Source organism: Bacteroidia bacterium (genome assembly GCA_019695265.1).
GTDB lineage: Bacteria > Bacteroidota > Bacteroidia > JAIBAJ01 > JAIBAJ01 > JAIBAJ01.
Genome location: JAIBAJ010000016.1, coordinates 1 through 25,155, shown reverse-complemented (window position 1 = coordinate 25,155; position 25,155 = coordinate 1). Strand labels below are relative to the sequence as shown.

21 protein-coding genes and 1 tRNA gene are annotated in these 25,155 nt (G+C 39.3%); 7 read left to right on the top strand and 15 right to left on the bottom strand.

Annotated features, from left to right (window positions below; genetic code table 11):
- Positions 1-294: 294 nt before the first annotated feature.
- Together K1X82_04335 and K1X82_04330 are read left to right on the top strand one after the other, a co-directional pair.
- Positions 295-1,377, top strand: a complete 1,083-nt coding sequence (locus tag K1X82_04335) for a sulfotransferase (protein ID MBX7181319.1) — start codon at positions 295-297, stop codon at positions 1,375-1,377.
- Between the two features lie 39 nt (positions 1,378-1,416).
- Positions 1,417-2,643 carry an HD domain-containing protein gene (locus K1X82_04330; GenBank protein ID MBX7181318.1) on the top strand — a complete coding sequence of 409 codons (1,227 nt, stop codon included), beginning with the start codon at positions 1,417-1,419 and terminating at the stop codon, positions 2,641-2,643.
- Positions 2,644-2,953: 310 nt separating this feature from the next.
- Here the strand turns inward: K1X82_04330 and K1X82_04325 are convergent, their stop codons facing one another.
- The 7 genes from K1X82_04325 to K1X82_04295 form a co-directional block, all read right to left on the bottom strand.
- The gene (locus tag K1X82_04325) at positions 2,954-3,382 is read right to left on the bottom strand and encodes a DUF4395 domain-containing protein (GenBank protein MBX7181317.1); all 429 of its coding nucleotides are present in this window, start codon (positions 3,380-3,382) and stop codon (positions 2,954-2,956) included.
- 3 nt (positions 3,383-3,385) lie between these two features.
- Positions 3,386-4,021: a peroxiredoxin gene (locus K1X82_04320; GenBank protein ID MBX7181316.1), complete on the bottom strand. Its 636-nt coding sequence runs from the start codon at positions 4,019-4,021 to the stop codon at positions 3,386-3,388.
- A 43-nt stretch (positions 4,022-4,064) separates the two neighbouring features.
- Positions 4,065-4,137: transfer RNA gene (locus K1X82_04315), tRNA-Cys, on the bottom strand.
- 11 nt (positions 4,138-4,148) lie between these two features.
- A complete protein-coding gene (gene moeB / locus K1X82_04310; protein ID MBX7181315.1) occupies positions 4,149-5,276 on the bottom strand; it encodes a molybdopterin-synthase adenylyltransferase MoeB in 1,128 nt (375 codons plus the stop codon).
- A 38-nt stretch (positions 5,277-5,314) separates the two neighbouring features.
- Positions 5,315-5,590, bottom strand: a complete 276-nt coding sequence (locus K1X82_04305) for a MoaD/ThiS family protein (protein MBX7181314.1) — start codon at positions 5,588-5,590, stop codon at positions 5,315-5,317.
- Positions 5,591-5,594: 4 nt separating this feature from the next.
- Positions 5,595-6,032 (bottom strand): M67 family metallopeptidase, encoded by a 438-nt coding sequence (locus K1X82_04300; protein ID MBX7181313.1) that lies wholly within the window; start codon positions 6,030-6,032, stop codon positions 5,595-5,597.
- Positions 6,029-6,973: a cysteine synthase family protein gene (locus K1X82_04295; GenBank protein MBX7181312.1), complete on the bottom strand. Its 945-nt coding sequence runs from the start codon at positions 6,971-6,973 to the stop codon at positions 6,029-6,031. The genes K1X82_04300 and K1X82_04295 overlap by 4 nt, the downstream gene beginning before the upstream one ends.
- Before the next feature lie 936 nt (positions 6,974-7,909).
- Here K1X82_04295 and K1X82_04290 point away from each other — a divergent pair.
- Both K1X82_04290 and K1X82_04285 read left to right on the top strand, forming a co-directional pair.
- On the top strand, positions 7,910-8,299 hold the full coding sequence (locus K1X82_04290; GenBank protein MBX7181311.1) for a hypothetical protein: 390 nt from the start codon (positions 7,910-7,912) through the stop codon (positions 8,297-8,299).
- A gap of 24 nt (positions 8,300-8,323) precedes the next feature.
- Entirely contained in the window at positions 8,324-9,802 is a 1,479-nt protein-coding gene (locus K1X82_04285; GenBank protein ID MBX7181310.1) for an LruC domain-containing protein, read from the top strand.
- 469 nt (positions 9,803-10,271) lie between these two features.
- Here the strand turns inward: K1X82_04285 and K1X82_04280 are convergent, their stop codons facing one another.
- The 3 genes from K1X82_04280 to mqnC all read right to left on the bottom strand — a co-directional run bounded on the left by K1X82_04280 (position 10,272) and on the right by mqnC (position 14,806).
- Positions 10,272-10,859 (bottom strand): riboflavin synthase, encoded by a 588-nt coding sequence (locus K1X82_04280; protein ID MBX7181309.1) that lies wholly within the window; start codon positions 10,857-10,859, stop codon positions 10,272-10,274.
- Between the two features lie 2 nt (positions 10,860-10,861).
- Positions 10,862-13,582 carry a gliding motility-associated C-terminal domain-containing protein gene (locus tag K1X82_04275; GenBank protein MBX7181308.1) on the bottom strand — a complete coding sequence of 907 codons (2,721 nt, stop codon included), beginning with the start codon at positions 13,580-13,582 and terminating at the stop codon, positions 10,862-10,864.
- A 99-nt stretch (positions 13,583-13,681) separates the two neighbouring features.
- Complete coding sequence (gene mqnC, locus K1X82_04270; protein ID MBX7181307.1) at positions 13,682-14,806, bottom strand: dehypoxanthine futalosine cyclase; 1,125 nt, start codon at positions 14,804-14,806, stop codon at positions 13,682-13,684.
- Between the two features lie 159 nt (positions 14,807-14,965).
- On the opposite strand from mqnC, the gene carA reads away from it, so the two are divergent.
- Positions 14,966-16,066, top strand: a complete 1,101-nt coding sequence (gene carA, locus K1X82_04265; protein ID MBX7181306.1) for a glutamine-hydrolyzing carbamoyl-phosphate synthase small subunit — start codon at positions 14,966-14,968, stop codon at positions 16,064-16,066.
- Between the two features lie 303 nt (positions 16,067-16,369).
- On the opposite strand, the gene K1X82_04260 is transcribed toward carA, so the two are convergent.
- The 3 genes from K1X82_04260 to K1X82_04250 are packed head-to-tail and all read right to left on the bottom strand — an operon-like array spanning position 16,370 to position 19,375.
- Positions 16,370-17,860: a hypothetical protein gene (locus tag K1X82_04260; protein ID MBX7181305.1), complete on the bottom strand. Its 1,491-nt coding sequence runs from the start codon at positions 17,858-17,860 to the stop codon at positions 16,370-16,372.
- Position 17,861: 1 nt separating this feature from the next.
- The gene (locus tag K1X82_04255; GenBank protein MBX7181304.1) at positions 17,862-18,503 is read right to left on the bottom strand and encodes a YdcF family protein; all 642 of its coding nucleotides are present in this window, start codon (positions 18,501-18,503) and stop codon (positions 17,862-17,864) included.
- A gap of 2 nt (positions 18,504-18,505) precedes the next feature.
- The gene (locus K1X82_04250; protein ID MBX7181303.1) at positions 18,506-19,375 is read right to left on the bottom strand and encodes a cyanophycinase; all 870 of its coding nucleotides are present in this window, start codon (positions 19,373-19,375) and stop codon (positions 18,506-18,508) included.
- A gap of 135 nt (positions 19,376-19,510) precedes the next feature.
- On the opposite strand from K1X82_04250, the gene K1X82_04245 reads away from it, so the two are divergent.
- Positions 19,511-20,833, top strand: coding sequence for a choice-of-anchor L domain-containing protein (locus K1X82_04245; GenBank protein MBX7181302.1), 1,323 nt, complete (start codon positions 19,511-19,513; stop codon positions 20,831-20,833).
- Here K1X82_04245 and K1X82_04240 read toward each other — a convergent pair.
- Positions 20,817-21,353 (bottom strand): transposase, encoded by a 537-nt coding sequence (locus K1X82_04240; GenBank protein ID MBX7181301.1) that lies wholly within the window; start codon positions 21,351-21,353, stop codon positions 20,817-20,819. The two genes, K1X82_04245 and K1X82_04240, sit on opposite strands and share 17 nt — an antisense overlap.
- A gap of 281 nt (positions 21,354-21,634) precedes the next feature.
- Entirely contained in the window at positions 21,635-24,157 is a 2,523-nt protein-coding gene (locus tag K1X82_04235) for a DUF5686 and carboxypeptidase regulatory-like domain-containing protein (GenBank protein MBX7181300.1), read from the bottom strand.
- 121 nt (positions 24,158-24,278) lie between these two features.
- Here K1X82_04235 and K1X82_04230 point away from each other — a divergent pair.
- Positions 24,279-25,155 (top strand): excinuclease ABC subunit UvrA (locus K1X82_04230; GenBank protein ID MBX7181299.1); only part of this gene is annotated, 877 nt, incomplete at its 3' end.

The window sequence follows — 25,155 nt, the reverse complement described above, 5'->3', positions numbered from 1 at the left end:
GGAGTTTTCAAAATGGAATTTTCTAAAAATTATGAACCTTCTCAATGCTTTGATTTTGAATTGGTGTTTTTTTTGTTTTGGAAAAGATCGCCTTTCTTTCAAAAAATCTTCATCCCCGCTTTACATTCCAAGTCCGGCCTACCCACTCCCCAACGCATTCGGGCTTTCCATTGCAATCGGGTTTAGATTAGGTGGTTCAGCTTTCAAAAAATCATATGCTATCACAGCTTCCACCTTTCACTTAATTCCCTACCAAATATACCGCTTAATAAATTCTTCCCCTACCTTTGCTCCATGGCATTATCACACGCAGCCCTGGGATCCGGTCTTCGAAATTGGATTTCCATGCTATCCGAAAATGCCGGCGATGTTTCCCTGTCCAAATCTCCAAACCTTCTCTCAATTACCCTAGCCATAAGCGGTGGAATTCCAATTCGACTCTATGAAAAATGGTCTAATCATTCAGGTATTTCTCAAACTAAAATCCAACAACCCCTCTTTATTCTTGGCTATTACCGCAGCGGTACTACTTTTCTCCATTACCTGCTCGGAGCCGATAATAGGTTCGCCTTCCCTGATACCTTTCAGGTGATGCTGCCCAATATGTTTCTCACCGGCGGACAAAGTTTTAAATCCATTATCCGGAATGCACTTCCGGAAACCCGGCCAATGGATAACCTTAAAATGGGAGCCTCTCTTCCAAAAGAAGAGGAATTCGCATTACTCAATATGAATGGTGCTTCCCTGGCAAAAGGTTATGTGTTTCCTAAAAAACTTATCGAATATCATAATCGTTATGTGCTTTTTAACCAAGGCGGAAACTATGAGTCCGAATGGAAGTCAGGGTTGGATTATTTTCTTCGTAAAGTAAGCTATGCCAAACCCGGGAAAAACCTGGTGGTGAAAACTCCTGCTAATACAGGCCGAATCAAACAATTGCTGGAACTTTATCCGGATGCTAAATTCATTCACATCCGGCGAAACCCCGTCCATGTTTACTATTCTAACCTGAAAATGCTGAATAAAATTGTTGGAATGCTGGCCTTGACTAATTATTCGGAAGATGATTTGAAAAACTTTTTACTTTATTCCTATAAAACTGTTTACCAAAACTATCATCGGCAAAAACAACTTATTCCTAATGGGAATCTGATCGAAATAGACTACGAATTCTTTGTTAAACAACCACTTACCGGTCTTGAAAAGATCTATAAGCAATTGAACTTGCCCGATTTTGAATGGGTTAAACCTAAACTGATTCAAGAATTGGAAGCCTATCAAAACTATGAAACCAATTCCTTTCAAACTCAAGGTTCCATAATCGACCTGTTGAAAGAAACTTGGTCCGATTCATTTGAACGTTGGGGGTATGAATAGCTTGGATTGAAATGGCTTACCTTCGCCCTTCTTTAAGACATGAATAAGCTTAAAATTATCAATGATCCGGTATATGGATTTATCACCTTGCCCAATACCTTGGTTTTCGATTTAATCGAACATCCTTGGTTTCAGAGGCTAAGGTATATACGCCAATTGGGAATGACTCATCTGGTATACCCCGGCGCTTTGCATACCCGATTTCATCACGCCTTGGGAGCCATGCATCTGATGACTAAAACCTTGGAAGAGTTAAAGGCAAAAGGTCATTCCATCTCCGACAAGGAATGCGAAGGTGCTATAGCGGCTATTCTCCTCCACGATATTGGTCATGGCCCTTTTTCCCACGCACTCGAAAACTCTTTGGCGGAAAATATCCATCACGAAGATTTAAGTCTTATGCTAATGGAAAAGTTGAATACCCAACTGGGTGGTCGACTTACAACAGCAATTGAAATTTTTACCAACCGTTACCCCAAGAAATTCCTACATCAACTGGTTAGCAGTCAGCTGGATATGGATAGATTGGATTACCTTATGCGGGATAGCTTTTTTACCGGTGTTTCTGAAGGAGTAATCAGTAGCGATCGTATTATTAAGATGCTTCAAGTGAAGAACGATCAATTGGTGGTGGAAGAAAAGGGGATTTATTCGGTTGAAAAATTCATTATTGCCCGCCGATTAATGTATTGGCAAGTTTATTTGCATAAAACGGTGCTAAGTGCAGAGAATATTTTAATTAATATCTTACTTAGAGCGAAAGAACTTTCTACTTCAGGTGTAGAATTATTCGCCTCTCCGGCCTTGGCTTTCTTTCTAAAAAACTCTCCGGATAAATCAGAATTTTTAGAAGAGAAAACTGCCCTGGAAATGTTTACCCAACTGGATGATAGTGACATTTTTTCTGCCATAAAAAACTGGCAATTTGCCCCTGATAAAGCACTGGCATTGCTCTGTAAACATTTGGTTCAACGTAACTTGTTTAGGGTAGAAATCAGTCAGGAGCAATTCAGCGAAGAAAGGTTGAATACGCTCAGAAATCGATTTATGGAACAAAGCGGGTTAGACCAAACTGCGGCTGAATTGTTTGTTTTCTCCAGAAGCATAGCCAATAATGCCTATAATCCCAAAAATGATAAAATCTATATTCTGCAACGCGATGGCGTAGTGAAAGATGTTGCAGAAGCGGCAGATCAATTGAATATTTCAGCTCTGTCTGAACCGGTGGTGAAGTATTTTATCTGTTATCCGAAAAGTTTATCGTAAAAATTTCGGATGGCAAATCAGGTAATACCGATTGCAAATCTATGATAGTCCAATTTTGGTTCGCAATAATTGGCTTAAACAGCTTTTGTATCTGCATAAAAGTTGTTTTGATTTTTCGGTTGGTTCAATGAATGTTAGCATGTTGAATTTTAATTCCTAAATTAGTAACCGGAACACAAAGCATTGAGCAAAGCTTTCTTCTTGGAGTTGATTGTAGTCAAGATCAAAAAAAATCCCTATTCCAAATGGTTACCCATGGAACAGGGATATAAAAGATAGGACAAATTCCTTTCTTTTTATCAACCTAAAACTACTTTTTATTAATGTATGGTGCTACAAACCAATCATAAACATAACAACCGGCGCAAATTTTAAAAACTGATTCCAGTAAGGCAAAGAACAATAGCACCCCTCCGGTCAGGTAAGCCAAAGTATACCAGTTCGGGATCAAGAACAAACCAATAAAAAATGAAAAAAAGGCCCCTATTCCTGCTGCAAATCGTTTGGGTGGAGCAAAAATTTGTACTGGTAATAGGTTCAATTGCTGAAAGATAATTTTAGAAAATACTGCAAGCAAGGAGGGTTTTGCCAATGCTCTTAAAACAAAATCCAAGGATAGTGCAAATGCTAAAATTGCCCAACCTTTCCATAGACTTAATCCGGTAATTACTATAACCTGGGCAGCCACTAATCTTACACTAGTTTCTTCCAGGTACAATGCCGATGTTTCTTTATTCATAGGTTAAAGGTTGGGTTGTGGTGTTAATCGTAAATACGGTTTTAATCTGCGGAAGCCTTTGGGGAATTTGGTTGGAATGTCCTCATCTTTAACTGCAGGTGCAATAACTACTTCCTGTCCTTCCTGCCAATTGGCCGGTGTTGCAACAGAATACAACGAGGTTAATTGTAAGCTATCAATTACCCTAAGGATTTCAAAAAAGTTCCTGCCAGTTGATGCCGGATAGGTAATAGTTAACTTAACTTTTTTGTCGGGTCCAATGATAAAAACTGAACGAACGGTAAAGGTTTCACTGGCATTCGGATGAATCATGTCAAATAGATTGGCTACTTTTTTTTCCGGATCAGCAATAATTGGGAAATTGACAATGGTATTCTGGGTTTCATTGATGTCCTTAATCCACTCCAAATGCGATTGGATAGGGTCAACACTCAAAGCAATTACTTTGGTGTTTCGTTTTTCAAATTCTACTTTTAGTTTGGAAGTTAATCCCAGTTCGGTGGTGCATACCGGTGTGAAATCGGCCGGATGTGAAAATAGTACACCCCATTGATCGCCAAGCCATTCGTGAAATGAAATGGTTCCTTCGGTGGTTTCTGCTGTAAAGTCGGGTGCAAGGTCGCCTAGTCTGATTGCCATAGTTGTTGGGTTTATTTGTTTGTAATTGTTATATTAATTTTAGAGGTGCTGACCGGATTCGAACCGGTGTCTTGGCTTTTGCAGAGCCACGCCTGAACCAGCTCGGCTACAGCACCATTCCTTCCGCTTATACCTTTTCGGTTTGCAGGTAGGCGGTAATTCCTCCTTTCAGATTGTATAAATTGTTAAATCCGAATTTTTCTTCCAATTCCCGAATAGCCTTGGCACTTCTTCCACCCAGTTTGCAATGAATTACAACTTTTTTGTTGCGTTCAATTTCATTTAATCTGGATGCAACCGTACCTAATGGAATCAATATGGCGTTGATATTTACCTCTTCATATTCGGCAGGTTCACGAACATCTATTACCTGTATGTCCTCTCCATTGGTTTGCCAGGAAATAAATTCTTCCACCGTAATTTCTTTAATTTTCTTTTCGACGGCTTTTACTCCGCAAAATTGCTCATAGTCAATTAGTTCCTTTATTTCCGCCTGGTCCTTTCTTTTGCTTATTTTTAAAATCCTGGTTTCAAAACTTAAGGCATCAAATACAAAAAATCGACCGCTTAGTGGCTCACCAACACCGGTAATTACCTTGATGACTTCACTGGCTTGTAAACTTCCAATTATTCCGGGCAAAACACCCAATACTCCGCTGTCGGAGCAGTTGGGTACTAAGCCCGGAGGTGGTGGACTAGGGTAGAGGTCCCGATAATTAGGGCCAAGGTTTCCATTTTTGTCTCGGTAGTTAAAAACAGAAACTTGTCCCTCAAATTGGAATATGGAAGCATAAACATTGGGTTTTCCGGCTATAACACTGGCATCATTTACCAAGTACCTGGTAGGAAAGTTGTCTGTTCCATCGGCAACAACATCATACTGGCTGATTAGTTCTAGGGCGTTTTTGGAGCTGAACTGGGTGTTGTAGGTGTTAATTTGTATATATGGGTTTAGGTTTTCTAATCTGGCCTTGGCTGCTTCAACTTTGGATTTTCCTACTTCCGAAATTCCAAATAGTACTTGCCTTTGTAAATTGCTTTGATCTACAGTGTCGAAATCAACTATGCCAATCGTGCCTACCCCGGCAGCAGCTAAATAGAGCAGGAGTGGACTTCCTAATCCACCGGATCCTATCACCAAAACTTTGGCGGCTTTTAATTTTTGTTGGGCTTCTAATCCAAATTCAGGTATGATTAGGTGACGATTGTATCGGTCGAGTTCTTCTTTCGAAAATTGAACGTTAGTATGACTCATCTTGATTTTTTTTAGTGAAATGATTAATACATAGGAATCTAAAGTCCGCCAGCAATAGCCGGAATAATGCTGATGGTATTGTTTTCAGTAATGGGAGTTAATTCTCCTTGAAGGTTGCGGATATCTTCGTCCTGAACAAAGACGTTTACAAAGCTTCTAAGTTTGTTGTTCTCATCCAGCAGGTTTTTCTTTAAGTCAGGAAATTGGAGAGTTAAATCGCTTATGGCTTCCTGTAAGGTTGATCCGCTTACTTCGATTTTAGACTGCTGATTGGTGAATTTTCTCAAGGGTGTTGGGATTACAATTGTTGCCATGGTTTTATGCTGCTTTAATTGATTGAATGGTTTGGTAAATGGGTTCTTCTTCAAATTGAAATTGGTCGTTTAACCTCCATGATTGGAGAGATTTAAATTCATCTTTCTCAACTGAGAGTATGAGGTAGCTGAAATAAGGTTGTGCAACTTTTCGGTCGTGTTCTGACGGAATCGAAGGGTGATTGGGATGGGAATGATACACGCCTAACAAAAGCAGGTCATGATCCAGGGCATATTTTTCTGCTTTCAGATAGTCGGAAGAACTAATTTCAAATCGTCTGGTTTGATCACCTTCCTTGGCGTTTTCAACCACCTGTATGGTATGCAGATAACGGATTTCGTTTACTTCCTGCCCAAAAACAAATCCACAGCACTCGAAAGGGTAAGTGCGTAAGGCATCTTTAATTAGTTGGGTTTGTACGTAGTAAGGAATATGTATCATAGGTTTTTATGTTGCTCGATTAGTTCAGGATAGCGGTCTGAGGAGTCTGGAAAAATGGTAACTATCTTACCCCGGTCCAATTGTTGGGCTAATTCTCTAGCCCCGGCCAAATTGGCTGCCGCTGATGGACTCAACAGCAAATTTTCTTTTTGAAAGGTTTCGTTTATTTGGGCGTAGGCTTTTTCGGTGCTTATAGCTAAGGTATTTTGGGCCAAGCTCGAATTGAAAATCTCTGGAATTTTGGCAGTTTCCAGGTGTTTCCAACCTTCCAGTCCATGCAATGCTAAATCGGGTTGAAGGGCCACAACTGAAATGTTGGAGTTGTATTCTAACAATCGACTGGCAGTGCCTGTGAAGGTTCCCGTGGTTCCTAATCCTGCAACAAAATGGGTTAATTGCGGTAATGCCTGAATTATCTCAACGGCAGTGCCTTCATAATGGGCTTTAACATTGTTCAGGTTTTTGTACTGGTTGGCATAGAAATACCGTTCGGGCTGCGAATCAGCTAATTCCTGGGCAACTTCCTGGGCTTCATCGGTGCCTCCAAAGCGGGAGGTATAAATTAAGGTAGTGCCCAGCGATTTTAATATCTCTTTTCTCCTCGAACTGGCATTCTCAGGAAGACAAATGGTAAGAGGTATTCCAAGTTCGTGAGCCAAGTAGGCATAGGCAATAGCTGTGTTTCCGCTGGATGCATCTAACAAAGTATTGCCTGAATTAAGTTTTCCACTTTCAATGGCTTCTCTCACAATATAATAAGCCGCCCTGGCTTTTACGCTGCCCGAAAGTTGATTCCATTCTGCCTTTGCCCAAATTTCTACCTCCGGGTTGGACGAACTTTCCCTTAGCTTTAGTAAGGGTGTTCCACCTATTTTTCTACCTAAAAGCCTTATTCGGCTCAGGATGTCGGTCTTTTGTATTTCTGTTGTTTCTTGATTCATGGTTAGGGTTTAAGGCAAAAAAAAAGCCCCACGGAAGGTGGAGCTTTTTGAATTTCTTATGAGAGGATTTACCGCGATCTATGTCCACCAATAGCCGGGCTCCTGCGCAGAATGGCAGCAGCAACAAGTATGGTTACAAAAATTCGAGTAAATCATCGGGGCAAATATAGAGGTATTCAAATTCCTTGTATTAGTTGAACTATATTTTTAACATTTTTTTTTTGATAGTTAAGCGCTGATATTATTTAAGTGGTTGATTGTTAATTAGTTGTTTGTTATTTGGTGCTGGGGGCTATTTTGGGTTGTATTTTTTTTGGCATTTTGGGGTACATACCGGTGCTTAAGATGGTTGGCGACTACTTTGGTTAAGCATTGGCTATCTTTGAGTTTTCTTCTCCTTTCGCTATTCGACCAAGTACCAAATGATCTGGCAGTTGCTTTGTTTTGGCAGATAACGGGGGTTGTTCCTTTTCTTTTGCAGGATTCTTTTAGCATTTAGTGAAGTTGCCCGGGAATTTGATGAGCTTGGTTATGAAATGGTATTGTTGGGGTTGCACCTCGGGCAACGATTGAGACAAGTAGCCCACAGGACCCCGACGGCCTTAGCCTCGGGGGACGAGGACTACAGGCGAAAGCGTGACCTGAGCGCTTTGCAAATAACCGGGTTGTTGCATTTTCTTATTGCGCGAAGGGGCCCGCCTATTCAAAAGATTATTGGATAAAACAGAAATGAAAATTGAAAAAAATTTCATTTTAATTGTAAAATGTTGGAACTTTGGATTCTGCGATTTCGTACCAATGCCATAATTTGAAGTTTGAATTGCTAGAAATCAAGTACGAATTAAAAAAATGAGGTTCAAAAAATTCTTTATAAATATTTTAATTATAAGATGGTTATAAAGATTGTTAGATTGTAAATAGTTAATTAGATTGTGTATGATTAGAAGAAAAAAAATTGGAGCTTTGGTTTTGATTACTGTAATGGCTTGTATTGGTTGTAGAAAGCAGGATTTCATTGTTACAGAGGATATTCCTAAGAATTTGAATGAATTGCAGGCGGATCCTGATTTTTTGTGGACAACAGAAAATAATGTGGCTTTGCAAATTACCGGATTGCCTACAGAGGAAACGGTTTACGCCGGTTTGAAAATTGCATTATCCGATGGTGCTGTGGTGTATGCAAGCAATCATCGAATGGATTTAGATACTACCCTAAATCTCCTTATTCCTTCTACCGAATCAAGTTTGAAACTTAAGTATGGTAGTAAAACTTATGACGTAGCGATTTCAGGAAAACAAGCTACTTTTTCATTTATTCCAGAATAATTTAAACTTTCGATTTAGCTTTTTATGAAAAGATTAGGATTTCTTTTGCTTTTTAGTGCGTGTTTTGGGCAGGTTAATGCCAATGTGAATTTAACATGTGAATCAGGTAACCGTGGCGTTGAAATAGGAAATTGCTGGGCATTTGGCGCAAATACTTATACCAATACCAGCGCCAATGTAATCAGTGGAAGTTGGTCATGTAAAAGCAATCAATTGACCAGTTCTTCCGTGACCGCCAGTTGGGTAAAATCGCCTTGGATTAAATTTTCTTCTGGCAATATTACGTTCAAGGCTAAGTTTGATAACGCTACAGGTACTTCCCGAGGCGTTAAAGTGTTTTATATTCCTTACAACTCAAGTGCAAGTGGTGGCGAAGGTACAGCCGTACAATTTTACGATTATACTTTCCCAACACCATTTCCAACTTCAACAGTTAAGAATTTTACCATCGCCGTTCCAAGTGCAATTGCAAATTCATCTTCTTCTTATAAAATTAGGATTAGCTTTATCGGTACTGGAGGTAATTCCAGAATTATTACCGACGATTATGTATTTCCTGGAACGTATTGGTCTGACCCATCTCGTGATTGTGAGCCAAAGAATCTCCACAATGATAATGATAATGATGGTACTTGTGACGATGACGACGATGATGATGACGACGAAAATGTATCTTCTATTTCTTATTACCCTTCACAAAATGGATTTGGTACCCTGGCTTTTGAAGATCAATGGCCTCAAAAAGGGGAATATGACCTCAATGATGTAGTGGTGAATTATAAAATTGCCACATCTACCAACTCAAATAATAAGGTTGTAGAAATAAATGCAACTTTTATTTTAAGGGCTACCGGAGCTGGTTTCCACAATGGATTTGGATTTCAATTGGATGGTATTGCTTCCAATAAAATTACCAGTGTTTCAGGAACTTCGGTTTCGAATGGTTCAATTTATTCGTTTAATGCCAACGGTACAGAAGAGAGTCAAACTTATGCCAATATAATTGTATTTGATGATTTTTATAAAAACATGGCCTGGCCCGGCGGCGGAATTGGTATAAATACAGATCCTTCGGCTCCATTTGTACCACATGATACCATTCAGGTGAAAATTGTATTTATTAATAACGGAGTGGTGCCTTCGGGCGGAACAGTCTCTATTTCGCAACTGAGTTCCGATAAGTTTAATTTTTACATCGTATCGGATCAGGAAAGGGGAAGGGAAGTGCATTTGGCAGATAAAGCACCTTCCGATAAGGCTAACATGGCATTATTTGGTACTGAAGATGATAGGAGTTCGCCGGCTAATGGTAAATTTTACCGGACCGAAAATAACTTGCCCTGGGCTATTAATGTATTGCAGGGGTTTGATTACCCAAAAGAAAAGAATCCGGTAAATGAAGCATACCTGCATTTTATCGATTGGGCGCGTAGTTCCGGAACCCTCTATCCGAATTGGTTTTCCAATACCGCCGGATATAGGAATACTTCCAAAATTTATTAGAAATTCTATTTCAATAAAAGGCTGATCAAAACTGGTCAGCCTTTTTTTTTGGGGTTAAATTGGACAAGTTTATACCAATTTTAATTTATAAATAGTCCGAAGGCTTTTATAAATTTAGATTGGTAAGTACCGAGGATACAAAAAGTTAGTCCGATTTTTTCAAGAAAATTTAAGTATAAAATTGGACTATACATTTTGTCCATTCGGTATAAATGCCGAGTATACAGTATGTTAGACCTATTTTTCAATCGGAATTAATACCTAAAATTGGACTAAACATAATGTACATTCGGTATTTTTTCAGCAGACCATAAAACCAGTATTACATAACTCTCATTTGGAGTAGATTGCCCCTGAGAAGAAGCAAAAATTAAAGATTTTTGACAATGAGGGATTAAATGGTCAGAAAGGTAATAGTGAATAATTAAGCCTATTACAGTTGCTATCCTGGAAAGGTCGCTGAAAATTATTACCTAGAATTCAACATCTTCATAACATACTTTCCTAATATGTCGAATTCTAAATTTACCTTACTTCCGGTCTGTAAAAGCTTAAAAACAGTATGTTCATAGGTGTAAGGAATGATGGCCACACTAAATTGACCCGGTAGAGAATTAATTACGGTTAAGCTTGTTCCGTTTACACAAATGCTACCTTTTTCAACAGTTATAAATCCATGTTCGGTTGGGTGGGAGAAGGTGAATATCCAACTTCCATTTTGATCTTCGATTTTTTCGCAAATTCCGGTGGTATCTACATGTCCTTGAACAATATGTCCATCAAAACGTCCATGAGCCGGCATGCAACGTTCAATATTGACCATATCGCCAATTTTTAATTGACCTAGGTTGGTTTTACTTAAGGTTTCGTGGATAGCCGTAACGGAGTGTTTTCCACCTTCAAGATGTATTACTGTTAAGCAAACCCCGTTGTGACAAACACTTTGGTCAATTTTTAGTTCTTGACTGATAGGGGATGAAAAAGTGAAAGTTATATTGTCCTTGTCCTGGGCCAAACCTTCCACTTTGGCCATGCATTCAATTATTCCGGTGAACATGATTAATCTACAGAACCACTTTTTGCGTTTCTAAACAAATGAATAAATCCTTTTAATTCCCGGGTTACTATTCCTGCCAATCGTATTTCATCGGCTTTGCATACGTAGAAGTATACCCCATCCACACAAGTTCCGCCGGAATTTTTAATTTTTCCGTTCCAGGAGATATTAGGATCGGTAGTTTGGAAAACCAAATTACCCCAGCGGTTGTATATCCGGATGTCGACCTTTTGTACGAATCTCCAACCTGGAAATGGGGTGAAGAAATCATTGGTTCCATCTCCATCGGGTGAAAAGGTATTGGGTAGGTTATATTCGGGGCAATTATCCACACAAACCGAATCGAGTAAATGACTTTCGTTATTAAATGAATCTACCCCGGCAATAGCATAGCAGCCGGCAATAGATTGTAGAAGATTGTCGTGTAGATAGGTAGTATCATTTAGGTCTGATGTGGAATAAATTAATTGCCAGGTTCCTGCCAAGGTTGGCGAGTAATAAACTTTGTAGTAAAGGGCATCTTCGTCGCATTCCTTATCCTGAGCAGTCCAGGTTAAGTCGTTTTCAAAATCATCGCAACTTGGAATAACGCTAAGCATGGGCTGACAAGGCGGGGTAGTGTCAACGGGGATTCCACAAATTTGTTGGGAAGCATTAAATAAGCTGTCTGTAATGGCCGGAGAATTGTATGTTCCGAGTGTAATTACATAGTAGCAATAGGTTGCTCCGTTTTGCAAACCGGTATCTACATACGATGTAGCCAAGGTGGTATCCAGAAAGCTAAAATTCGTTTCGGAAGGGGCTTTTCGGTAAATCCAAGTTTTGTAATTGGACCAAGGAACATTATTTGTCCAGGTTAAGGTGAGTTGGTTATCGTCGGGCGATAAATTCAAATAGACGGAAGATGCTTGGGTGTTTCCTATGGTATCGGTTGAGGCAGGGCTTTGGTTTACCAATTCAATTTTATATCGGTATGATTTTTCAAGGGTGTTTAATCCACTTGTTTCGACATAAACACTATCGTTCATGAGGTAATAATTCGGGTAAGAATTAGACCAAATAAGCTCATAATTGGCAGCATTACCTCCTTCTGTTCGATAAAGGTTATACCGATAAGGACCAGGAAAGGCAATGGTATCAAGTTCCGTGGGTTTCGACCATTGAATAGAATCGGCGCCCTGGCTTAAGTCTGTGTTAAAAATAGAAACATGGGTAATTATCGGAATATCCTTTTTTAATGAATTACACCATTCATCAGAAGAGTAGCTTTCTGCATTGTCAGGAAAAATTGCTACCACCCGATAGCAATATAATACTCCACTTACCAAACCCAAACCATTGTTATTGTCAATGAAGGTGGTGTTGTTAATTCCTTGGGTTGTTCCAATTAACACATATCCGGTGTAGCCCGGTACTCCGGTTTCGCAGGTATCATGTTCCCAACCGGTTTCTCCTACATGTCGGTAAATTTTATAGCTAACCACTTCCGGACATTCGCTTGGGTTCCAGGTGATTTTCATGTTTGATCCAATAGGTTCAACCTGGGTAATTGTAGGTTCCGGTCCAACCACCCGGATTGCGGTAGTGTGGTAGGCTGCAAGCTTAATGGCTGCTGCATTGTTCGGTCCTCCATCATCTTCTACCCTAAAATACATATAATGCGGATTAATTTGAACATGATTGCATTTGGTATTCCAGGTAAATTGACCCTGGGCAGCTCCAATTCCATATTGAGGTTGAGGAAAGCTAGCCGGATTTTCCATTAGCAAAGGACCACCGGTTCCGGTTAAGGTAAGATCGTCCATGTCGGCGTCTGTGGCTAACACATCAAATTGGATTTGTGTTCCGGCCACTACGCATATTTCATCCGGTGCCTGAATAACAGGTGGGGTATTAAGACAAGGAGAAACTTCCACTTGCATATCTCTTTTTACTTCTCCTACCAAATATACCTTATTGTCACCTTTATACCTTCTCCATTCTTCAATAATAAAAGCAAAGTTAAATTCCCCAATAATCGTAGGGACATCCCAAATAAAATCACCGGTAAACAAATCCATGAAAACATTATTGAGAGCACCCGGATTATTTGGAATATCCTGTCCTTCCGAACCACTACAAGGTACAATTCGGTACGAAAGGCTATCTCCATCCGGATCGTAAGCTCCGGCATTGTGGTGAAATGGTATGTTAATGCAAGCTTTGTCTATTGGCGGATTTAGGAGTTGAACGGAGTTGTTCGGTCCTAAAATGGGATTAATAAATAGCTCAGTTTCAATATAGAAAGGCACATTGACCGAATTGGTAATGTTAATTACCCCTTGATTCCTATTTTCATCGTACATGGAAATAGTAAAATGTCCGGGTCCTGAATAGGTATGAACACATTTGTAGACGTTTTTTTTGACATTATCTGCCAAATAATCGCCACAATGCGGACAATAGCCGGGCGAAGTTGACTGAGGGCAACCCTCATTCCCATTCGAAGGGTTACCGTTGGAACGAGTAGCTACACAACTATCACCATCTCCAAAATGGATGGTCAAGGAACAACGATCTACCTGGTTGCTACTGGTATAGGTGGTAACCGTTATTTCGTAAGTTAAGAAATTTGTGCTGTCCAGGCAGCGATAGGTTATTTCACCGGCACGATTGTGGGTGGCAAACGCAGAATACCATGCCAAAAGCAATCCCAACGTTAGGAATGATCCTAGTTTTTTCATAAGTAGTACTTGACTGGTAGCGTTTTATTCAAATGAGGGCTAATGTAAGGATTTTTCTTGGAGTAACAATCAACGCAAAGGTTTGACCTTGGATTTGAATTAATAGTTAATTACTTGCTCCTGCATTTGTGCCGGAATTTCCCTAAATTCATATTGCTGATTCCGAAGTCTTGGTTCCAAACCGGCCTCCCGAATGGCTTCCTGAATGGTCCGAGAGGTAAATCGGTGAGGAGCACCCGCTGCTGAAACAACATTTTCTTCAATCATAATAGAACCAAAGTCATTGGCTCCGGCATGTAAGCAAAGTTGGGCGGTTTCTTTTCCAACAGTTAACCAGGATGCCTGAATGTTTTTGACATTTGGAAGCATAATTCGGCTAAGTGCAATCATTCGGATGTATTCATCGGATGTAACCGAATTGCTGATTCCTTTTAATCGTTTAAGTAGGGTTCCATCATCTTGAAAAGGCCATGGGATAAAAGCCAAAAAACCTTTGGCATCAGCCGGTTTCTCGCTTTGAACTTCCCTAATCCATACCAAATGTTCAAACCGTTCTTCCAAAGTTTCAATATGGCCAAACATCATTGTTGCTGATGTGGTAAGGTGTAATTGATGAGCGGCTCTCATTACATCCAGCCATTCTTTTCCTCCACATTTCCCTTTAGATATCAGCCTTCTAACCCTGTCGTTCAATATTTCCGCTCCGGCTCCGGGTAAACTATCCAATCCTGCTTCTTTCAAGGCGGCAAGTACCTTCGAATGAGTCGATTTCTCTAACTTGGTAATATGCGCAATTTCAGGCGGACCAAGTGCATGTAGTTTTAAATTGGGATGGCGCTTCTTTAATTCCTTAAACAAGTCTACATAATAACTCAATCCCAAATCCGGATGATGTCCTCCCTGAAGCAAAAGCTGATCTCCCCCATATTGAAAGGTTTCTGCAATTTTTCGGTCGTATTCTTCCATACTGGTAATGTATGATTCTGCATGTCCGGGTATTCGATAAAAATTGCAAAATTTACAATTGGCAATGCATACATTGGTGGTATTCACATTCCGGTCTATCATCCAAGTGGCATAATTTCCAGGTACTTGCTTTTGCCTTAGCTCATTACCAATAAACATCAATTCCGAAAGCGGAGCATTCCGGAATAAATAAATACCTTCTTCGATGCTTAAAAACTCAAAATTTAAGGCCTTTTTATAGAGGTTGTTCAGGTTCATACCAAAAATAAGACCCCAAAGGTAGGACTGAATTCCCATAATTAACTCATTTGAATGCCTTTCTAAATGATAAAAACTCCTAAATCCGTTTCAAAACTTGTTGAAAACAAAGAATAGTTTTTATTCGAACTCCAATTCATGCTGTAAATTTGCATTCCGATGGGTAAACTCTACAATCGGCGCGATGCCGTCCTTCTATTACAGGATGGCACTTTTTTTATGGGAAAATCGGTGGGAATGGTTGGTACTGCCACCGGTGAAATTTGTTTCAATACCGGTATGACCGGCTACCAGGAAATCTTCTCTGATCCAAGTTATTATGGACAAATAATGGTCATGAACTCGGTTCATATTGGCAACTATGGGGTACATCCCAATGAAATGGAATCCAATACCTTACAGATTTCTGGTTTGGTTTGTCACGAATTTTCCGAAATCGCAAGCCGCCCTCAATCTTCCCAAACCTTACAAGATATTTTTGAATCCAAAGGCCTCGTCGGTATTTCTGAAATCGATACCCGGGCAGTAGTTCGCCACATACGTAGCAAAGGAGCTATGAACGCCATTATTTCTTCCGAAACTACCGATCTCGATGAGTTGAAACAACGACTTGCCAGAGTGCCATCCATGGAGGGCCTGGAACTTTCTTCCAAAGTGTCTACCGCTCAACCTTACTTTTTAGGTAATCAAAACGCTCCAAAACGCGTGGCAGTTATGGATTATGGCATTAAATTAAATATCTTAAAATGCCTGACTGATCGCGATTGTTATCTCCAGGTTTTTCCAATGAATACCAAGGCCGAAGATGTTTTGGCCTGGAAACCGGATGGAATAATGCTATCCAACGGACCCGGCGATCCCGGTGTTATGAAGGAAGTTATTGCTAACATTCAAAAATTGATTCAAAGCAATGTGCCTATCTTTGGTATTTGCCTGGGTCATCAATTACTAGCCGAGGCAAATGGTATTAAAACCTATAAAATGCACAACGGCCACCGTGGAATTAATCATCCGGTTAAGAATTTAATTACCGGAAAATGTGAAGTCACTAGCCAAAATCATGGTTTTTCAGTAAGCGACGAGCATGTTAAGAATAACCCCGATGTGGAAATTACGCATATCAACTTAAATGATGGTACCATCGAAGGTCTGCGAATGAAAAGCAAACCGGTTTTTTCTGTACAACATCACCCAGAAGCATCTCCCGGACCCCATGATAGCAGGTATTTGTTCGATAATTTTCTCTCCCTCATGAATTAATCCTGTGCCATTTTCTTCCTAAATTATTGTTTTTACTTGGCGGGCCCCCTCCGCCTCCCAAGTTTCCTTCAACTTCCAAAATTCTGTTAGGGCGTTCGGGTCACGCTTTCGTCTGTAGTCCTCGTCCCCCTAGGCTAACGCCGTCGGGGTCCTGTGGGCTACTTGCCTCAATCGTTGCCCGGGGTGCAACCCCAAAAGTATTTGTTTTCCCCAAATTTATTGAAATCAGGTATCAATTGCAATTGGGTTGTTTAAGCCTGGTTGCTAACTCAAAATAGGAAAAGGCCTCAACTACTAACCGGCTTATTCCAACTTGCATTCTAAACCTTTTGTCCTAATTGTTAAACCAAAGAGTAGGGGAAGAGCCGGGATTTTATACCTTACCAAGGCCCCAATAACCGGGGTAGTTAAACCAATCAGCAACAAACTGCCTAAAACAAAAAATAAGGCAAGTAATTGTATCGGTGATTGAAATAGTCCTTTAAATAGTTGAAACTTGAATAAACTATAACCAATACATAGTAAAACAAACATATTTTCGAGAAAAGCCATCCAGTATAGCGGGTTCTTTCCCGGACTGATAGGCTGTAAAAACACATTGAAGTAAGCATCAGGGATAGCCTTAAAATAGCTTTGCCAATCCGGTTTTAATTCCGGTATTTCAATTTTGCTCCTCGTTACTCCATTGTCTAATAGCACTCTGCCTTGAATATCGGAATTCAAATATGGATTTTTAAAAGGTTTAGAAAGCTTTTTTTGGCTGTATCGTTGAACCTGGAAAACCTGTTTAATTTGAACTTTGCCTTTTTGTTGGATAATTCGGCCATACTCTTGCGATGAAACGAAAAGGGTATCAATGCCTTGATTATCTGAAATTTGAATATACATTCCTCCTTTGGCCAGTTTTATAAAGTCACTCTGTTTGTGTGCTAGGTTTTCTGCCGGATCCAATGCCGGACTAATTTTTCCGAGAAAAAAGAAAGATAGTAAGGCAACAAAGTATAAAGCTATAAACGAATATGCAGGTTTGAACCAACGGAATTGCATACACATAAAGCTCGCAATTACGCCGGGAAGTAAAATAGCTAACAGGTAATATTTGGTTAGAGCCAAAATGAAAATCGAACAAGAAAAAACTAGGGTAAAATAAGTCGTTCTTCCCTGGTTCAACCATGCACGTAAGCTCCAAAATAGTCCTCCTATTCCGAATATTACTAAGCCTTCTTTCAATACCCCGGAACCCCAAAAGGCCAAAGACGGGGTTATAAATAATAAAATAAAGTAATTTTTATTGGGCTCCATTGTTTCAAAAGCTCGATACGTGGCTATTAACCCAATGGTGGATACGAAACTCATGTACAACGTGTGAGGCATAAAATGTCCTTTGGAAAGAAACATTATGAGAACATTCCAGCGTATAATAGTATGGTTATCATTGTAGTAAGCGGAATACTGCCTATACCAATGATTCATTCGGTTGTAGTAATTTTGGTTGAAATAATCTGAATCATTACCAATTCCACTCATCATTTTTAAAAAATCGATAGGGTTGGTATATACAGACTGGTAAATTATCTTGGCATCATCGAAATACTTGTAAATGTCTGCGGTACTTCGGTCGGTGTAATAAAAGGTATAGATGGCAGTTAAGGCAGATCCTCCCAAGATTTTGATCCAAAAGCCAATCAATGACCAATGGTTTGGAATTCCTCTCAGTTGAAAAAAGGGATGCCTCCAAATTACATAACTTAATATGGAAAAATGAAGGAGGGTGATGAGAATGGCTTCCAACATGCTAGATGTGGATTTGGGGGCCTAAATGTCTAGGTTTTTTGTGGGTAATATGGATGTCCACTAAAACTTTAACCCTTGCAAAGTATTCCCTTAATTTTGTTTTGAAACCGTATCTCAAATTTACATCTTCTGCATCATATCCAAATGCATAAATGCCTCTATGCTGAGCGATATAAATAGCTCGTTGGTTGTGAAATTCTTGTGAAACTATAAGGATTGAATCCTGTCCAAAAACTTCCTTACTTCTCACCACAGAATCCAGGGTTCGAATACCTGCATAATCCGGATGAATACATGAGTCAGGAATTCCACGGCGAATTAAGGCTATTCGCATATCAAAAGCTTCGTTGTAGCTATGCTTTCGGTTGTCTCCACTTACAATAAATTTTTTAACTTTCCCCGACTTCCATAAATTCTCACAAGCATCAATTCTTCTTGAAAAGTATAAATTGGGTTTCCCATTTTTCAAAAATTGGGAAGTTCCTAAAACCAAACAAGTTGGTAAAGAAGGGATATTCTGAACTGAAGAGGAATGTAAATGTTTGGTTGAATCGATTACAACGCGGTTGGAAAAGAAGACAAGACCAGTTCCACTCATGGTCAAAAGAACCAATAGCATACTTGCTTTTTTCCATTTTTTCATACCTAAGCCATTACTGAATTCAAGTGCGGGAAGAATTTTCTTTGTTTAAGGTGGTAGTGATTGCCTTTGCACATCACATGCACAATCAAATTCTCTATACTGATTGGGTTCCCATCCTGAATGTCGGCTATGTTGGTATGTCGGATGGAATGACCATCAAAAATAAGGACTAACCCGGAGCCAATTGCCTCCAGCTTATTTCCTTCAGTTACCAAAACCCCGGTATCCTCGCCCAATCCAATTCCGATACACTGCGGGTTGGCTGCAACAGCTTGTGCTAACCGTCCAAATCGACCTCTTTTTACAAAGTGACTATCAATGATTACATCTTTCATGAAGGCCAATCCGGTGGTTATTTTCACTTGACCCTTTAGTAAGGCTTCGGCAGAACTGCCTTCGTATATCATGGTATTACTCATAGCCATTGCTCCTGCACTGGTTCCGGCAATAACAAAAGGTTCGTTTAAATAACGTTCATGTAATATGTTTAAAATGTCAGTACCACCAAAAATCATACTTAATCGAAGCTGGTTTCCACCTGTAAACAGTACTCCGTCCGCTTTTTTAATACGTTCAATGAACTCCGGATTTTGGGTGTCTTCCCGATTGCGAATATGCATCACCTGTACATCTTTAACATTTAATTTTCCAAATGCATCCAGGTAGTTTTCTCCAACCTCCAAAGGGATGTTAGAAGCAGTAGTTATCACTTCAATATGTGGATTCGGATTGTTCATTTCATCCTTAATCCTTTGTAAAATCTGCAATTCGAAAAAGTTCAAATTGTTGCGATTTTGAATTCCGCGTTCAGGATCAGAACCTTTGTCTTCATTGCCTCCTATGGAGATTAATTTTCCTTTGGGTATATTCATAATGTAGTGCAAAGTTAGGGAAATGCATTTGGATGAATTCAGTATTATCCGGAAGAATATTAACAAAGATATAGGCAGATGCAAAAGAGAATTTGCCTAATCAGCTTATTTGCCTATATTTGAAAAAATTATGCAATGAAAAAAGTAATACTATTTGGTTTTATTTTGCTTTTAGGGTTTATTGAATTAAGCCAAGCCCAACAAAAAAGAATTGGTTATTCCGGGCCATTCCCCAAAAGTATTGGTCCGATTGTTAGTGATATTAATAGCCCAAGACCCGATAGTGTTATTGCCGCTACCTTGTTTGGAAGCTGTGTTGAAATTCTGAATTTTCATATTACTACTCCTTTTTTGCAATCCATGGGGATTTATCATGATAGTTTGGGTTTGTTAGGTTTCAATGATGGTTTGTTAATGACTTCAGGAATGGCAGTGATGGCCAATGGCCCAAATTCAGCTCAAAATGTTGGGTATAATATTTCTGGTCCGGGCGATTTTCAATTGAATGCCCTGGTTCCACAAAGTGGGCAGACTTACGACGCCTGTGTTTTGGATTTTGATTTTATACCAATGGCCGATACTATCTATGCTTCTCAGTTTGTTTTTGGTTCTGAAGAATATCCGGAATATGTTGGAACCAGTTTTAATGATGTGTTTGCGTTTTGGATTTCAGGCCCCGGAATATTAAATACCGATAATTTGGCTTTAGTACCTGGAACTTCCGATCCTATTTCGGTGAATACGATTAACCCAAATGTTAATTCGTCCTATTTTATGTCAAATGATTCCGGACAAATAGCAAATCTCTTCCAATATGATGGTTTTACTGTGCCAATTCCTCTTTATCACGCAGTAAATCCATTAGATACTTACCACTTTAAAATTGCTATTGCTGATGTGAGTGATGGAATTTATGATAGCGGGGTATTTATAAAAAAAGCTAGTTTTTGTGGTAATACTGCCTTGATTTTTTCCGGTTTTGTTGCTCAGTCCGGTGGAGGAAATACAGTGAACTTTACTAATACTAGTGGTCACGCAGATGGATTTCTTTGGGATTTTGGTGATGGTACTACTTCCATCGAAGAAAATCCAACCCATACTTTCCCGGATAATGGAGTCTATCAGGTAAGTTTGGTTGCCACTAATTTATGTAAAAGTGATACCTTTAATCAAGCATTGGATCTGGTTACTGTAGGAATGGCCCAAACGCCAACTCAGATGAAAGTGGATTTTTACCCTCAAGGCGATGGCAGATATGAGGTTAAAGCATTGTTGACAAATCAATCTGCCTTGTATTTGGAAGTTTTGAACGGATTAGGTGAACGGATTTTTAATAGATCCTGTGAAGGTCAGCGCACTTATAAATTAGACGTTGATTTATCTGACTTATCCCAAGGGGTCTATTTTGTTCGGATTCAAACCAATGGGGAAACAAAATTGATTAAGTTCTTGAGGTAGATTTTGAAATAAAATGATCTTTCTTGTAATTTGGGATAGTATTGAATCGAAGCCGATACCTTTCTTTATAGGAAAGGCTATCTTGTAAATCTTTTTCTAATCCATTAATGATTAAGATTTTTTCCAGCTCTTGGTTGTAAGTGCTGTTGCAATGAATCAAGTCTTGGTCTGCGAAAAGTTTAATAGAAGATTCTATTTCAGTATGTGAAACAGCAAAAGCTGCATATCCTTTTTGCCAAGAGAATTTCTCAGGTAAAAGGTTCCCAAAATTAATTAAGTGGGAAGAGTTGCCTTTGACTGTTTTTATTATTTCGGCTGTGTTTTTGGATTTGTTCTGTAGGAATAAGCAATGAATATGGTCAGACATGGCTGAAATTGCTTCGAGGTGACAGCCCATTTCCTGAAACTGAATTGCAATAATTTCATTGAGTTTTGGCCGAAAAGATGTTTGAATTAGTGGAGATTGATTTTTGGTGGTCCACATCGCATGGATCCAAATTCTGGAAAAGGATGAACTCATGAATAAGGTAAGTTAATAAGTTATATTTTAATATCGGAAACAACTTATTGACGGTTTAAACCGTCATAAGTTGTCAAAAATAGTTATTAAGTTGTTTTTAATTTGTATTGGTGAAAATAATTGCTGACAGGTCGCTGGGTAAATAACTTTAGAATTGAAGCAAAAGGCCTAAAATTGTTAATTTTTTAAAATAATTCTTTATGACGGTTTAAACCGTCATAATTAAAAAATAGTAAAATTTCAAATGATTTTTATTTTATTTTTCGAATTTATTAACACCCCTAAAATCTGAAATAAAACGATGGCTTCACTATAAACCCATACGTACCTGGATTTCCCCTGTAATCCAATCTCCAAACAAAATCAATCCTTGCAATTTTGAATATATTCTCTAACCCAAAACCTACCTCATAATACGGGCGACCTATGGCTTGACTCGCGTACAACAAAGGAAAATCCAAATTGTTGCCATTGCCCTTATCTAATCCTCCATAATAGGCCTTCCCAAATACAAATTCCCTCCACTTTAATTTCTTCACCAAGGGAATGTAATTTAAAATCAATCCATCTAAATGGTATTCTCCTTGGAAGGTAATATAGCGGTCTGAAACAAATTCTAAATAATTCATTAAATTAAAGGCAAGCTTGTCTCCTAGTACCATTTGATTGGCTGCCGGTGTAAACAGCAAGGGCCAAGCTGCATTTCCCCAAATTTTTCCTCCTTCAAGCATCCAATCCAAATATCCTAATCGGTTTAATTTGGTTCTGTTTTCTACTCTTGCTCTCATTTTTTTGTACTCAAATCCACTTCCCCATATGCCTGCCTTGCTCCATGTAAATTCTCCTGATAAACATGGCCATTTGGAAATGTTTCTTCCTCCGTATCCATCTCCAAACCTCGCATCGGTATTTGCCTTGCCATAATTTATTCGAAACGAAAACTGTAAACCTGCATCCCGGATTTCTTCTACAATCGCAAAATGCCCCGAATCCATTCCGGTCGAAAAACGATAACTGCCGTAATTTTGAATACGCTTATGAAAAGCAGTAATCCGGGTGGCAATACCGGCTAACCATTGCCTTTCGTAAAATAGGTGCATGTCGGTATTGAATGTTCGAAATTTTAATTTATCGGTTCTTATTAAGGTCGTTAGAATATGGTCTAAGGGTATCATGTTTTCGGTACGACCGTTTTGGTTTAAATCGTGCCGGTAATAAATGCCTAAGGTATGTTTACGGTGAAAATCGTTCTTAATTCCAAAATTCCAATTAAAATGACCTCCATATTTCCATTGTTTGTCACCAAATCCATAAGCTGCATAACCATCAAAATCTACATGCTTGTCTACCTTTTTTCCCGAACGTAAGCCAAATTTTAATCTGGATTTTTCATATAAGTTATAACTATAAAAAGTCCAGATATTACCTAACTCTAAATAATCAGTTGGAAACCAGGAGTTAGTAACAGTTAGGGTTGTCTTGGCTAGTCGCTTAAATTTTTTGTCACTTGCCAAACTATCGGTCATTTGAACAACACCTTTGTCGTAGTTGCTTAAACCATAAGGTCGAAGGCTTGCCCATTTCTCTTCCGTAGTTTCTTTAGCCGAATCTAATTCTATTGGTATGCTTGCATTTCTGTAAAAATGGTCGTCCATCGCTTGGTTGAGTTGTATGTTGCGGTTTACTAGCAGTTTTCTTCCAAAAAAGCCGGTTAGCTCACTTGAATTTTCTACCACCGTAAAATCGCCTAACAACTCACTTTTGGTTAGCATCCAATGCAATGAATCGGGCTTGCTGTAGTGTTGCTGAACGTAGTAGTTGCGAACAAAATTCACATTTGCCTGAATCGAAAATTGCAGATCAACTTGAACTACAGCCCAACTCAAAGTGTCAATATACATGCTGCCGGTAAATGCCACATCCCCCGGGTTTTGGGGTTTAAAATATATTTTCCGACAAGGGTAGTCGTCCTTGGTGTAAATGGTATCGCCTGCCAAAACATATTTGTAATACAATTTGAAATTATCGTTAATCGGGCTAGGAAAGGGCTTTTCAAGAATGCTGACAAAATTGGAATAGATATCAGTTTCCAGGTTCATGTCCTGGGCAAATTTCATAATCTTGGGACCTTTTAAGCCCTTAGTTTGGGTGGCCTGTATGTAAATTTTAGTGCTTTTAGGATTGGACCGATGGTAAACTTTACTCGCTGTTTCGCTAAATAATACCGGTAAAAAGGTAATGCTGTCTCCTGTTGTATCGGAATAGTTCCAAATAAAATCAAATGGTTTAAGCAGTGCATTTTTCTTTAGCTTGTCGGTAAAATGATTTAAGTCAAACCGGGTCTTTTCATATCGATCCAGGGAGTAATATGCTATATTTTGTGGATTGTTTCTTTCCTTATTTTCTATTACTTTCCTAAGGATTTCAAATGCCGGATTCTCTCCCGGCTTTACTGCAATTTCCTTTAGTTGGAAAACTTCTGGCTCTAAACCTACTTCCATACGTGAAGTATTTTTTACCGAAACAGTTAATCGCTTGAATCCAATACATGAAAAACTTAAACTATCGGCAGACTTGCTTAACCTGATGCTGAAATTTCCTGCACTATCACTTAAGGTTCCATTGTTGGTTCCGGGTACCGAAATGGCTACATATGGTAATCCTGGTTTGCCTTTTTCAATTGAAAAAACACGGCCTTCCAACTGAATGCTTTGGGCATGAACCATCTCCGAACTTATCAGCCCTAAACATATCAGTGTTCCAACTAAAAATAAATAGAAAAGTACAGGTTGTATCCTTGGCATTTTCTTGATTGGAGCCTCCACCACGCAAATATCTTGCCGTTCATCCTTGGTTTGAAAAAATGATGAGAATATTTTTCCAATTTCTGTCAAATTACCTCTCCATTTCCGATATTTGCCCTGTATGAATAATCCCCTTGTAGCAGCCGAAGAAGAATTTATTGAAGTACTCGGGGCCAGAGAACATAACCTTAAAAATATTGATATTTCTATTCCTCGAAATAAACTGGTGGTTATCACCGGACTTAGCGGAAGTGGAAAATCATCCCTGGCTTTTGATACCATTTATGCAGAAGGACAACGACGCTATATGGAAAGTTTTAATGCCTATGCCCGCCAGTTTTTGGGCAATATGGAAAGGCCGGACGTGGACAAAATTAATGGCTTGAGTCCGGTTATTTCCATCGAGCAAAAAACTACCAACCGCAACCCGCGAAGCACCGTCGGAACGGTTACTGAAATTTATGACTTCCTCCGTTTATTATTTGCCCGTGCCTCAAAAGCCTACTCGTTTAATACGGGTGAGTTGATGCAAAAATATTCCGACGAGGAAATCGTAGATACTATTCTCCGCAACTTCGCCGGTAAGAAAACAGCTATTCTTGCTCCCATCGTTAAAGGTAGAAAAGGGCATTACCGCGAATTGTTCGAACAAATTCAAAAACAAGGCTATTCCAAGGTCAGAGTGGATGGGGAAATTATGGATGTATCCTCCAAACCCAAATTGGATCGCTATAAAATCCATAATATCGAAGTGGTGATTGATCGGATAATTGCCAAAGAATCGGACAGGGAGCGAATTTATAAATCTGTTCAAACAGCCATAAAACAAGGAAAAGGTGAATTGATGGTGATGGACCTGGATTCTAACCTGCTTAAACAATATAGCCGTAACCTGATGTGCCCCAGTACGGGAATTAGTTACGAAGATCCTCAACCCAATACCTTTTCTTTTAATTCACCCTACGGAGCTTGTCCAAAATGCCACGGACTTGGAACTG